This is a genomic window from Nostoc sp. UIC 10630 (assembly GCF_010747425.1).
Classification (GTDB): Bacteria; Cyanobacteriota; Cyanobacteriia; order Cyanobacteriales; family Nostocaceae; genus Nostoc.
In genome coordinates this window covers 121,093-133,610 of the sequence record NZ_JAAGOG010000003.1, presented here as the reverse complement: position 1 = coordinate 133,610, position 12,518 = coordinate 121,093, and the positions used below count along the sequence as shown (strand labels likewise).

Here is a 12,518-nt window from a genome sequence, read left to right as displayed (position 1 = left end):
AGTTATAAGTCCATTCTCTAATTTCTTCCCTTGGGTATATAACTTAAAATAACAAGCAAAACTCTTGGCAGATATAGGCGAAGTCTTATTTTGCTAAACCTATAATTAAACCATTGTAAACATTAAAATATATGCTACTGACAGTTGTGTAGTGATTGTTAGTTAATTAAAATACACACGAAACAATCTAATCCATAAATACCCTTATTGTTCAAAGCTTTTTGATATCTACATATCTAGTATGAACAAATATGGATAATTTTTAAGTTTGTTATGGTTCTAAATTTCTAGTGAGCCGACTATCAAAAATCAAGTTAGTAAATACATATAGGAAAAGGTAAATAATATGTATCACGATCTAATTTTGCAAAAAACTCTAGTAGCCAATAGTAATTTACATCAAGGAAACTTGAGTGAAGCAAGAAATGAACAAGCACAAACGAATGAATTAAGCATCCCCGATCTAGCGATATCCTTATCTCCTGTTGGCTTTCTAATTGGTTGGGTAGTTTTTTTTCTAATATTACAAAAAATCCGGGCATTTTTAGATGATAAAATGGTTATTTCTATTAACGGTTTACACAAACTTCCCTGTAAAAAGTGTCGATTTTATTCAAATAATCATTATCTAAAATGTGCAGTCAATCCTTCTATTGTTCTTACCGGAGAAGCTATGAATTGTTCTGAATACTCACCCAATAACAAAAAAGGTTCCTCCAAAAATCCTTTTGACTAGAAATAATTTTGTAGCAAAAATCTTCGTAATCTACCGCAATATTTTAAAATGGTATGTTACGACTTTTCCATTATTCAGTTTATTTTGGTGCTTTTAATCTGTCTGTAGATAGATGCAATATTGTGAGCATCATCAATGCCCCGATGATGTGTGCCTTTCAATTTTATCCCTAGCTCATTAAGAGCTTGTGCCATACCAAATTTTTTAGATACGCCAAGATATTCTGAAAATTTCTCTTTGATATTTATGTGTTCTGAAGTAAAAGGATAAGGAAAATTATGAAACGCGCAATCTTGAATAAATTGCTTTTTATCGTAATTCCCCCAAGAACAAAAAATATAGGGAAATGAATAAATCCATTGTTTAAATCGAGAAATTGCCTCAATGAATTTTGGTGCTTCATCAACATCTTGCTGCCGAATACTAGTCAATTCGGTACAAAAATCTGTCAGTTGTGGATGTCTCACAGGTTGGATGAATTGCTGAAACTCAGAATCAATTTCCCATGTTGCTCGATTGAGCATCACCGCACCAATTTCAATGATTTCCATTTCGTGACGAGGAATAGTCTTCTTGTCACAGCACGTAGCCTCCAGATCGACTATCAAATAATAGTGGGATATTTTAGTTTGCATATTAGGGAAGAAATACTGTGAACAAATACTAGTGATTATTTATACTTATTTTTGAGAGATGACACAATATATTACATAAGTAGCGCTTGTATGCTAATTGTATTAAGTATACTACAAAATCGTAATTCTTCCAGCTTTTTATTTATTTGCGCCACAACCCCTTGTAGGATTTCACATCTATATGCGACTACTATACTTAGAGAAAAGAAATTTAGATTGATGAAAAAGGTTTAATCCAACGGAGTTTAATCGCAAAATCAAGAGCGATCGCAGCAAACGCAAACCACAATAAACTTTCTGCCGCTAATGCCAAAAAAGGCCAAATTGTGATGCTTGAATTCAACCCAAGCTCTATCTGAGTCAATCCCCGCACCAAACCAAAGGCCAGAACCCCACCAGCTTTAAGTTGGGGATTTTTATCTGAGCGGATGATATAGCGGTAAGTGACACCAAATAGTAAGCCGCTAAAAGTTGCTAACGCACCACTCACCCACAAGTGCCAGTTAATATCACTGTGCAGACTTGCAAGGTTGTGAAAATAATTCGCTAGTATAAAAGTATTCAAAAGACTGACAAGTACAAAAGCAAAACACACAGAGAAACCTCCCAGTATTCCAGCTTTGAGGGATTCTATGCGTTCTGCCATTAATTGAGGATCTAAAATTGGATTCACTCTATATATAAATTAGTGATTAGGTATTGGAGAAATTTTTCCTTATCTCCAGTATGATAAATGCTAAAGCAGCTTTGTAATGAATTAAATGCTTCTATTTTATGGGAATTTTGATGATAAATTCAGTTCCCTTACCTGGTTGAGAATTTACATTTAATACACCTTTGTGTTTCTCTACAACTATTTCATAAGCGATTGACAAACCAAGTCCAGTGCCTTTACCAACGGTTTTTGTGGTAAACAACGGCTCAAACAAGCGTTGTTTAAGCCGTTCAGGAATCCCAATTCCGTTATCAGCAATCCGAATTATAACCAATTGTTCAGAATCTATTTCTGTTGCAATTTTAATCTCAGGAATTAGATTGCTCATTTTGCCTTGCATTATAGCTTCATCAAGGGCATCAATTGCATTTGCCAGAATGTTCATAAATACTTGATTCATCTGCCCTAGATAGCAATTTACCTCTGGCAATACTCCATAACTTTTAATAACTTCAATACCGGGACGCTCGCCGTTAGCTTTGAGGCGGTGTTGCAAAATCATTAGTGTACTATCTAGTCCTTGGTGCAAATCAGCAGGTATTTTTATATCACTATCCGAGCGAGAGAAGTTGCGGAGTGAATTGGAAAGGTTTTGAATTCGTTCACTTCCTAGCTGAAGTGAGTTCACAATTTTTACCATATCTTCGAGAACGAAGTTCAAGTCCAATTTCTCAATCGCAGTGGTAATTTTAGCTGTTGGGTTGGGATACTCTTGTTCATACAGTAGGAGCAACTCAGTTACTCCTGCAATGTATTCTTCCAAGGGTGGAATATTACTGGAAATAAAATTGATGGGGTTGTTGATTTCATGGCCAATACCAGCGATTAACTCTCCGAGTGTTGATAGTTTTTCTTGCTGTACCAGTTGGACTTGAGCTTGTTGCAAAGCCTTGGTGCGATCGCTAACTTGTTGTTCCAAAGATTCAGTCAATTTTTTGAGTTGCAAATGTACGCGCACTCTAGCAATGACTTCCTCTTGTGCAAACGGTTTAGGGATGTAATCTACTGCGCCAAGAGAAAATCCCTTCGTTTTGCTTTCCGTATCCGCTAAGGCGGTAGTGAAAATGATCGGAATGTTTTGGGTGGCAGGATTGGCTTTGAGACGACGACAAGTTTCAAATCCATCAATACCCGGCATTTGTACATCCAGCAAAATCAACTCTGGCTGATTGCGTTCAGCCTGAGCGATCGCAGTTTCTCCATCCACTGCAACACGGAAACGAAAACCCTCACTATTGAGCGCTGCACACAGGACAGATAAATTTGTTGGATTATCATCCACAATTAAAATAAATCCGTTATTTAGGGGTTTGATCATGATGAATTGGAAATTGGAATTTAGCTGAAGTTAATTGATGTATTTTTCAATAAAAGTTTCCAAACGTTTGAGTTGGAAATTACTAGCAAGCTGCATGAGCTGCTGAGAAAACATGTTTAGCTTCTCATCAGATGCAGAAAGTTTTTCAGCCAGTTCTAAAATATTTTGAATGTCGCCGTCTTGTGATAATTCGAGTAACTCTTGCAAAACATCTTTGCTAGGATGAATCATTTCATTTTGTTGATTAGAACCATCTTTAGAGATTTTTTTGATAGTGTCTAACTTAACGTCAAAAATCCATTCTAGTTGCAAAAACTGTCGTAGCATTTCTAGTAGATTTTCAGCTTCTACAGGCTTTGGTAAAAAGGCATCTGCACCTACATCAATACTCTTGTGCTGGTCTACTGCAAACACACTTGCTGACGAAGCGACGATCGGAATTTCTTTAAATGGCCCAGACTGACGCAAACGCCTAATTAACTCAAATCCATCCAATATCGGCATCACTAAATCAGTGATAATCATATCTGGTTTGTGGGCTAGAGACTGTACCCATGCTTCCTGACCATTACTAGCTTCTACAACAGTAAACCCAACCGGCTCTAGTAAATTAACAATTACCGATCGGTTTTCCCATTTATCATCCGCAATCAAAATGGTGCGCCTTTGCCCTTGATAACCAATAATAGTTCCCTGCTCAACTACTCTAGAAACCTTTGCCCAGTCTTTAGATTCTGAAAAGTTTGCCTCAAACCAGAAAGTGCTACCTTTGCCAAATTCACTTTGCACTTTAATTTGACCACCCATCAACAAAACAATTTTTTGACTGATTGCTAATCCTAAGCCTGTACCTTCAGATTGTCGTTTCTGGCTTCCCACTTGTTCAAAGGGCTGGAAGATTTTTTCGGCTTGTTCAGGAGTTATACCAGTGCCAGTATCTACTACCTCAAAGCGAATTTTGTAGTTAGTTTTTCCATTAGCATTTGATTCTTGATTGATGACCTGAGTTTTGAAAGTGACACTGCCTTGATGAGTAAATTTCATGGCATTACTAAGCAAGTTAATCAGTACTTGCCGCAAGCGTTTTTCATCAGCATGAATACCCGTTGGTAAATTAGGATCGATTTCAATATGAAATGCGATGACTTTTTGTTCTGCCCTAATGCGGCAAATTTCAGTCACGCTATCTATAAAGGCAGGCAAGTAGAAATCAACAGGATACAATTCCAACTTCCGGGCTTCGATCTTAGAGAGATCCAGGACATCATTAATTAAGGTTAAAAGATGAGAACCACATTGATAAATAACGCTGAGTCCTTTGCGTCCTTTTTCACTTAAAGATTCTGTGCGTTGGAGAATTTGTGTATAGCCCAGGATGCCGTTAAGAGGTGTGCGTAGTTCATGACTCATGTTAGCCAGAAATTCACTCTTGGCTTGGCTAGAGTTTTGAGCGACTTCTTCTGCTTGACGTAGTTCTTTCTCAATACGCTTGCGCTCGACAATTTCTGTTGAAAGGACTTGATTGATAACCTCTAACTGGGCTGGGCTGGGTAGTATCAGAGCTTGAGGCATAAGATAAAATAACGCAAATGCCGTGTATATTGAAATAATTGCAGTTAAAGCTTTTAAACCACCTGCAATCCAATAGTTTGGATACCAAAGTGTCCAAATATCCATTAAGTGTCCAGTACCACAGGCAATGATAAAAGCACCAAATAACAAAAAAACTCCATTGAAAGGAACGTCTTTGCGTTTGGAAATAAAGTAAATCAATAGGAAGGGAATAGAATAATAGGCCAGAGCGATCGTGGCATCAGAAATAATGTGGAGCCAAACTAATCCAGTTTGCCAAAGATAACAATGTCCGTGGGGAATAAAACCGTTAGATTGGAAAGGATAGTTGAAGAATGTCTGCATCATACTAGGGGTTGTAGGATTTGGAATATATACCCGTAACCCTAGTATTCCCAAACCATCTAGTAGGAAAGCGCGATCGCTATTTTTTTACATTCGTCTTTATTAATGCTTGAAGTGCTAGCTTACCAAGAAAAATGGTGTATATTTTGCGTAGGCGTAGCCCGTCGTAGACATCGCCAGCCAAAGTTACAATGCCATTTATAAAAAAATCTCAGCCTGCCCAATCCCTGTATGATAAATATTAGAAACCTTTTGTAATTATTTGAAAAGCGGGACTATGGAGATTTTGACACTAGGTTGGGTATCGCTGTTAGTTGTGTTCACTTGGTCAATTGCAATGGTAGTTTGGGGACGTAACGGACTATAGAGGCATTGTGGAAAGTCCATTTTTGAGTATTTTAGCTTTAGTTGCCGTACTGCTGCTTGTAGTAGTCACCGGTGGTATTGGTTATTTAACCGTGGCAGATTGGCGCGATCGCCGTCGCCGAGATGAAGAGAAACGCACCAGCCGCAGCGCCACTCCCAAGCGGCGATAATTTTCTCGTGGTTGAAAAATGTTCTTGTAGGGACACGATACTATCGTGTCCCTATATTGTTTTTTGGCATTCTAAGGAAAGAACTGTTACCTTTGCGATCGCAACGGGAATCATGAGATAGAAGACTTTCAATATTTAAAGTCCCACTGGGAATGGAAAACTCCTCTACTACTCAACCCATAGAACCAAATTCAGAACAGCAAGAATCTCATTCAGCTGTGACATCCTCCTTGCGTCAGAACGAGCAACAAAAAGCCTTGTCTGGAGTTATTGCTCGCATCCGCGAGTCTCTAGATATAGAAACTATCTTCAAAATTACAGTCACTGAAGTTCGCCAACTTCTAAAAAGCGATCGAGTTGGTGTGTTTCGTTTCTATCCTGATTTGGCATGGGAAGGGGAATTTATCTATGAAGATGTGGCAACAGAATGGGATTCGGCATTAGCAGCCAAACTGCGCGACCACTGCTTTAGTGAGGAGTTCGCAGAACTATATCAGCAAGGCCGGATTAGAGCAATAGCTGATATTTATCAAGTTAATGCCAGTGATTGCTACATCCAGATTCTAGAAAAATTCCAAGTACGTGCCAATATAACTGCCCCCTTGATCAAAGGTAAAGATTTATGGGGATTGTTGTGTATTCATCAGTGTGGTAGTCCTCGACAATGGGAAGCATCAGAAATTGAGTTTGTGCAATTAATCGCCGAACATCTAGGGGTTGCTTTACAGCAAGCAGACTACCTAGAACAAGTAAAACTACAATCAGCAGAACTAGCACAAGCAAAAGCCAGAGAAAAAGCAGCCCAATGGCAGAAAACCATAGCCATAACCATTGAGAAAATTCGTCAGTCTCTAGACTTAAAAAGCATTTTCCACACAAGCACCGCAGAACTTAGGAAACTGCTAAATGCTGATCGCGTGGCTATTTATCGCTTCAATCCCGATTGGAGTGGTGAATTCGTGTTTGAATCAGTGGCAGAGGGTTGGATTTCCCTCATTGACGAACAATTACAGCGACCGGAATTGAGTGAAAATGTCAGTGAATGTAGCGCCAAAGATTTAGCTAAACCTCCAGTCGCTGATACCTACTTGCAAGATACAGAGGGTGGTAGCTTCAGCCGCTGTGAAGTTTATCGTGTTTGTAATGATATTTATAATTCAGGCTTTAGCGACTGCTACATTAAAATCTTAGAAATCTATCAAGCAAGAGCTTATGTGATTATTGCCATTTACCACGGTCAGAAGCTCTGGGGCTTGCTAGCAGCATACCAAAATGCCAGAACCCGTGATTGGCAAAAAGATGAGGTTTACTTGCTTAATCAAGTTGGCACTCAACTAGGTGTGGCTTTGCAGCAAGCGGAATTTATCCAACAAATGCAGATTCAAGCAGCAGATATCAGCAAAGCTGCTGAAAGGCAAAGGGCACTAGCAAACACGGTAGAAAAAATTCGTCAGTCTCTTGATATTGAAGCCATCTTTAAAACCACTACTCAAGAAGTTCGTCGGTTATTAGAAGTGGAACGAGTCGCAATCTATCGCTTCTATCCTGACTGGAGTGGCGAGTTTGTCGCTGATTCTATAGTTGATGGCTGGACACCAATGGTTAAGCCGCAGCCTGTGACAGAAGGCGTTCTTGTGCAAGGAAAGCAAGCGGGTAAGTATGCACGCAATGAAGTTTTTGTCCCAATTTCTCAAGGCGAGAAGCTGTGGGGATTGTTAGTAGCTTATCAAAACTCCCAGCCCCGTTATTGGCAAGATGAGGAAATCAACTTATTGGCACAAGTTGGCGTTCAATTGGGGGTAGCATTACAGCAAGCTGAGTCATTGAAACAGATGCAGGTGCAAGCCCAAAAACTGGCTAAAGCCGCCGAACGAGAACGGAAAGCAGCCGAAAGGGAGAAGGCTCTAGCTGCGACAGTGGAGAAAATTCGCCAGTCTCTTGATATTGATACCATCTTTGCCACCAGTGCAGAAGAAGTCCGACGGTTATTGGAAGTTGATCGAGTCACAATCTATAAATTCAGGACTGATTGGAGTGGTGAATTTGTTGCTGAGTCTTTAGCCCAAAGTTGGACACCAGTAAAGGAAATTTTACCTGTAGTTGCAGATGATTACTTGCAACAAACCCAAGGTGGAAACTTTGCTAATGGTAAAAGTAGTGTGATTAAAGATATTTACAGCGCCAATTATTCTATCTGTCATATTGCTCTGCTTGAACTAATGGAGGTTAGGGCATATATAATTGTGCCGATTTTTCAGGGCGAGAAACTTTGGGGATTACTAGCAGCTTATCAAAATCTCAAACCGCGTGATTGGCAAGAAGATGAGGTAGATTTGCTGATGCAGATTGGTACTCAGTTAGGCGTAGGTCTTCAGCAAGCGGAATTACTTGAACAAACTCAACGTCAAAAAGAAGAACTTGCTCACACTCTTAAAGAATTACAAAACACTCAAAGCCAGTTGATTCAAAGTGAAAAAATGGCAGGCTTAGGGCAGTTAGTTGCTGGTGTAGCGCATGAAATTAACAACCCGATTAGTTTCATTTATGGCAACATCACCTATATTACGGAACATACCGAAAATTTATTTAAATTACTGCGTTTTTATCAGAAACAGTATCCTAAGGCAACAGGAGAAATTCAAAAGCAAGTAGCAGCATTAGATCTAGATTTTATTAGTGATGACTTGCCCAAAATTCTGACTTCAATGAAGATGGGGGCAGAGCGAATCTCTCAACTCGTCTTATCATTACGAATTTTTTCTCGACTTGACGAAGCCGGAATCAAGCCTGTTGACCTTCATGAAGGCATCGACAGTACTTTGCTAATTTTACAACATCGACTGCAACCACAAACTAATTCTTTTGCTATTGAGGTAGTTAAGCAATATGGTGAATTGCCCCCAGTAGTCTGCTATCCAGCGCAGATGAATCAGGTGTTTATGAATATTCTCAACAATGCGATCGATGCACTTGAAAACTCAGCAAATTGTGGAAAAATAATTGACGATCCGAAAATTTGGATTCGTACAGAAATAATCGAAGGGAATACAATTCTGATTTGGATTGCCGACAATGGTTGTGGGATTCCAGAAATAATGCGATCGCGAATTTTTGAACCTTTCTTTACCACCAAACAACCTGGACAAGGTATCGGTTTGGGGTTATCTATTAGCTACCAAATTATTGTAGAAAAACACGGCGGTAATATCAGATGTGTTTCTGAACCTGGTAATGGCTGTGAGTTCTGGATAGAAATTCCAATGAAAGGGATAGTTAGTTAAGGAAAAAAACAGGCGAAGCATTCTCTACGAGAGGCTACACAGAGGATATAGAGGAAAGAGGAAAAAGGCGATCGCACTGTGGAAATTTTTGCAGGTGATCGCCTAGCTTATAAAGTCAGGTTAGGCTATACAAAACAAGCGAGTCACTTTGTCAACGCACTACCCATTTAAGCTGCCTTACAAACGGTCGGTTTGGGAAGTGCTTCCCCGGTGGCTTCATAAGCCATTATTAGCGACACCAATGCTTCAGCACCATTTGCAACAGCTTTCTCATAAGTATCGCCATGTGTCCGAAAAGGCTGTCCAGGGAAATCGGGAAATCCGACTAAAAAGCAGTTGTCTTCATCAGACCATTTAATTAGCATTTGATATTTAAATTTGCTCATCTTCTTGATTCTCTCACTGTTTTTAAGCAACCACAGAGGTGCAGAGGATATAGAGTAAGACCTTTGGCGAGCTTCTCTACGAGACGCTACGCGAACACCTACGCACTGTGGAGATTTTTGCAGGCGATCGCTTATCATAATTTCACTAGCATTAATAATATAAGTTGCTTTATGAATTAATATGGAAACTAAAGAAATTCTCCAAGCACTCCCAAATCTGAGCATAAGCGATCGCCTGAAGATAGCTGAGTCAGCCCTGCAATTAGTTCTTCAAGAAAAACACTCACTTACCAAAGATGAGCAAAAACGCCAATTAACACTAGCGGCAGTGACAGCTATTGCAGATTATGCACCTGGTAGTGAGTTAGATATATTCTCTGACTTAGAGGGAGAAGACTTTTGCGACTATCCAGATTAAGGCTTACACAACTCAGGAAATTATGTATAGAGGTGAAGTCTGGTTAGTTAATTTAGATCCAACAGTAGGGACAGAAATTAGCAAAAAACGTCCTTGTATCATAGTCAATGATGATGCTATTGGGATTTTGCCTTTGAAGGTCATTGTCCCAGTTACGGATTGGAAAGAAAGATATGCTGTTAGACCTTGGATGGTGCGGCTGGAACCAAGCACAGAGAACAGTTTAGCTAAAGTTTCTGGTGTAGATACTTTTCAAATACGTTCAGTTTCAGAAACAAGATTAGTTAGAAAACTAGGTCAACTCTCTGACTCAGAAATGCAACTTGTTTGTCAAGCATTAGCTGTTGTCTTAAATATTTCTCACCCAATATATTAGCGATCGCTCTTTTTAACGAACCACAGAGACGCAGAGAACACAGAGGAAGGAGAGAGCGATCGCACTGTGGAGATTTGGCGATCGCTCTTTTTTAATCACATAAGATTTAGTATTGTTACACTCTATTATTACTAAGTAAAATTGCTGAGGTATTTTGTCCTTGTCTAACCCAAAATGGTTCATGGCTGACAATAATAGCTTTATTTAGCTACTAAGTAAAGCTTCGAGATTATTTTGTCAATCAATAAAAAGCACTGATCTAACTGGAGATAGTCTTGAATACTTACACAGTAATTATGCTAGGCCCATCTGGATCTGGCAAGACCGTTTTTTTGGCGAGTATGTATAAGAAGCTATCCACGCAGGGAGAGCATGGCTTCTTTTTAGAAATTGATGGAGCAGAAAAAAGAAAGCGACTGAATAATATCTATACACAAATTGCTGTTGATGAGAAATGGCCCAAAGGGACAACATATAGCGAAATATCAGAATGGACTTTCACTTGTCGTGTTCAAACAGAAAACCTGCCGATTTACTCAGCTTGTAAATTTGCTTATTTGGATTATGCTGGTGGTAGGCTAACAGATGAAATGGAAGAAGAAGACCCTGCATTTGAGAGCAAGCTTAAAGAAGCTGATACTATGCTGGGATTGTTAGACGGTCAAAGACTTTCTGCATTAATGCGTAATGAAAAGCTAGGAAAACTTTGGGCTATAAACGATTTACCTAATATGCTTCATGTAATGCAGAATAGTAACAAACCAATTCACTTTGTTATTAGTAAGTGGGATATTATACAAGGAAACTTTACATTAGATCAAATACGCGATCGCTTGCTACAAATTGAAGAATTTAGAAATCTCGTAAAAGTGCGTAACAAAGCGGGTACACCAGTGCGCTTAATTCCAGTAAGTGCAGTAGGTATGGGTTTTGCTAAATTGCAACCAGATGGCAGTATGGCAAAAACTGGGGAGTTACCGCAACCATTTCATGTAGAAGTACCTTTGGCTTGTGTTTTGCCAGATATGATACAAAGCCAGTTAGAGGAACTTATGAGAAAGAAGGAAGAAGAACTTAGTAAACCAATTGAAGAAAAAGCAGACCTGAGTTTTTGGGATAAATTAGGTCAAGTTTTTGGTGGGGGACTAAAAATTATACAGAATATACAGCAACTTTTGCCTAAAAAGTATCAATTTGCCGAAGACATTTTAAAAAAAATGATTGAGTATGCTGAAGAACCAGCACAGAAGAAACAAGAGGCAGCAGCCAAAAAAACTGATGAACTTCGTCGTGAACAAGCAGCATCGCTTAAGGCAGTGTCCGATGAAGAAACTGCGCTTAAGCATGTAATAAATTGCTTCTTATCTATCAGAAATAAACTCGATCATACTTTTCCAGAATCGGATATTATTTTGCTATGAAAAGTATTCAGGCTTGGGGGTTCTTGGTAAGCCGTAATCAATACCTTGACTACAGGACAGTTGTAGCTCCTAACTTCATGTGTCAATCTGGTACATCTAGTGTACTTGCTAAGGCAGCAGGAGGGGATTTGACTCAAAAAGGTTCTGCCCTATATCGTAAAATTGATCATCCTAAACTTGGGAATATTACTCTAGTTTTTCGGGTTATTGAAGCAACTGTGCAAGATACAGGTATTGCAGGAAATGGAGTTTTAAAAGATTCATTTGGAAGAGAAATACGTTTAATAGAGGGTATTGTTTTGAAAGAAAAAATGCCAGATATTGTAGTGACTGAAGATATTATAGTCACGGAGAGAAATCTTGAAGAAATTCATAAACAACTTGTAGAGCATTACCGTGAATTTTGGGACTACATTACTCCTAGCCCTGCTATTCCCTCAGAACCTTTTACTTTGCCAGAAAATAGTTCAGATTACTGTTTGAATTACCAAACTCTAAAGCCATATATCGTAGGTGCTAATCAAGCACAGATAAAATCACAACTATCACTATTTACTTCTAATAGTCAAACTATTGAGAGTGATAATAAGGTTTGTACTTCAGAACCCCGAACTAATCCGGTACAAAAATGGTGTGATGAACTCCGGATCTGGTTAGATAGATCCAGATAGTAAATTCCAGAAAACTAGCTCCATTCATTAAAAAAATTGCCTTAGAAGCATCACACCCCCAAGGCAAGCAAACTCTCTAATTCTTTACTTCGCACCCTTTGTGCCCTT

The 12,518-nt window shown here is 39.0% G+C and carries 14 protein-coding genes; 8 read left to right on the top strand and 6 right to left on the bottom strand.

Translation table 11 applies throughout. The features are described 5' to 3' along the window. Positions 1-346: 346 nt before the first annotated feature. Positions 347-736, top strand: coding sequence for a hypothetical protein (locus G1O98_RS01965; RefSeq protein ID WP_163926923.1), 390 nt, complete (start codon positions 347-349; stop codon positions 734-736). Positions 737-810: 74 nt separating this feature from the next. Here G1O98_RS01965 and G1O98_RS01960 read toward each other — a convergent pair whose 3' ends face one another. From G1O98_RS01960 to G1O98_RS01945, 4 genes are all read right to left on the bottom strand, one after another. Then, positions 811-1,371, bottom strand: a complete 561-nt coding sequence (locus G1O98_RS01960) for a 3'-5' exonuclease (protein ID WP_163926922.1) — start codon at positions 1,369-1,371, stop codon at positions 811-813. Positions 1,372-1,582: 211 nt separating this feature from the next. Next, positions 1,583-2,017 (bottom strand): hypothetical protein, encoded by a 435-nt coding sequence (locus tag G1O98_RS01955; protein ID WP_163926933.1) that lies wholly within the window; start codon positions 2,015-2,017, stop codon positions 1,583-1,585. 121 nt (positions 2,018-2,138) lie between these two features. Then, positions 2,139-3,404: a response regulator gene (locus G1O98_RS01950; protein WP_163926921.1), complete on the bottom strand. Its 1,266-nt coding sequence runs from the start codon at positions 3,402-3,404 to the stop codon at positions 2,139-2,141. Between the two features lie 30 nt (positions 3,405-3,434). Further along, positions 3,435-5,321: an ATP-binding protein gene (locus G1O98_RS01945; RefSeq protein WP_163926932.1), complete on the bottom strand. Its 1,887-nt coding sequence runs from the start codon at positions 5,319-5,321 to the stop codon at positions 3,435-3,437. A 277-nt stretch (positions 5,322-5,598) separates the two neighbouring features. On the opposite strand from G1O98_RS01945, the gene petN reads away from it, so the two are divergent. The 3 genes from petN (at position 5,599) to G1O98_RS01935 (ending at position 9,138) form a co-directional block, all read left to right on the top strand. After that, complete coding sequence (gene petN, locus G1O98_RS01940; RefSeq protein WP_012408302.1) at positions 5,599-5,688, top strand: cytochrome b6-f complex subunit PetN; 90 nt, start codon at positions 5,599-5,601, stop codon at positions 5,686-5,688. A gap of 7 nt (positions 5,689-5,695) precedes the next feature. Continuing rightward, entirely contained in the window at positions 5,696-5,857 is a 162-nt protein-coding gene (locus G1O98_RS38690; protein WP_012408301.1) for a hypothetical protein, read from the top strand. A 152-nt stretch (positions 5,858-6,009) separates the two neighbouring features. Next, on the top strand, positions 6,010-9,138 hold the full coding sequence (locus tag G1O98_RS01935) for a GAF domain-containing protein (protein WP_163926920.1): 3,129 nt from the start codon (positions 6,010-6,012) through the stop codon (positions 9,136-9,138). A gap of 167 nt (positions 9,139-9,305) precedes the next feature. Here G1O98_RS01935 and G1O98_RS01930 read toward each other — a convergent pair whose 3' ends face one another. Beyond that, positions 9,306-9,524 carry a type II toxin-antitoxin system HicB family antitoxin gene (locus G1O98_RS01930; protein WP_163926931.1) on the bottom strand — a complete coding sequence of 73 codons (219 nt, stop codon included), beginning with the start codon at positions 9,522-9,524 and terminating at the stop codon, positions 9,306-9,308. A 181-nt stretch (positions 9,525-9,705) separates the two neighbouring features. Here G1O98_RS01930 and G1O98_RS01925 point away from each other — a divergent pair, with 181 nt between their 5' ends. Together G1O98_RS01925 and G1O98_RS01920 are read left to right on the top strand one after the other, a co-directional pair. Then, positions 9,706-9,942, top strand: coding sequence for a hypothetical protein (locus G1O98_RS01925; protein ID WP_163926919.1), 237 nt, complete (start codon positions 9,706-9,708; stop codon positions 9,940-9,942). 22 nt (positions 9,943-9,964) lie between these two features. Continuing rightward, positions 9,965-10,318: a type II toxin-antitoxin system PemK/MazF family toxin gene (locus G1O98_RS01920; protein WP_163926918.1), complete on the top strand. Its 354-nt coding sequence runs from the start codon at positions 9,965-9,967 to the stop codon at positions 10,316-10,318. 12 nt (positions 10,319-10,330) lie between these two features. On the opposite strand, the gene G1O98_RS01915 is transcribed toward G1O98_RS01920, so the two are convergent. Continuing rightward, on the bottom strand, positions 10,331-10,501 hold the full coding sequence (locus tag G1O98_RS01915; RefSeq protein ID WP_163926917.1) for a hypothetical protein: 171 nt from the start codon (positions 10,499-10,501) through the stop codon (positions 10,331-10,333). A 92-nt stretch (positions 10,502-10,593) separates the two neighbouring features. On the opposite strand from G1O98_RS01915, the gene G1O98_RS01910 reads away from it, so the two are divergent. Beyond that, on the top strand, positions 10,594-11,739 hold the full coding sequence (locus G1O98_RS01910; RefSeq protein WP_163926916.1) for a hypothetical protein: 1,146 nt from the start codon (positions 10,594-10,596) through the stop codon (positions 11,737-11,739). Continuing rightward, positions 11,736-12,410: a hypothetical protein gene (locus G1O98_RS01905; protein ID WP_163926915.1), complete on the top strand. Its 675-nt coding sequence runs from the start codon at positions 11,736-11,738 to the stop codon at positions 12,408-12,410. Before G1O98_RS01910 ends, G1O98_RS01905 begins: the two co-directional genes overlap by 4 nt. The last annotated feature ends 108 nt before the right edge of the window (positions 12,411-12,518 follow it).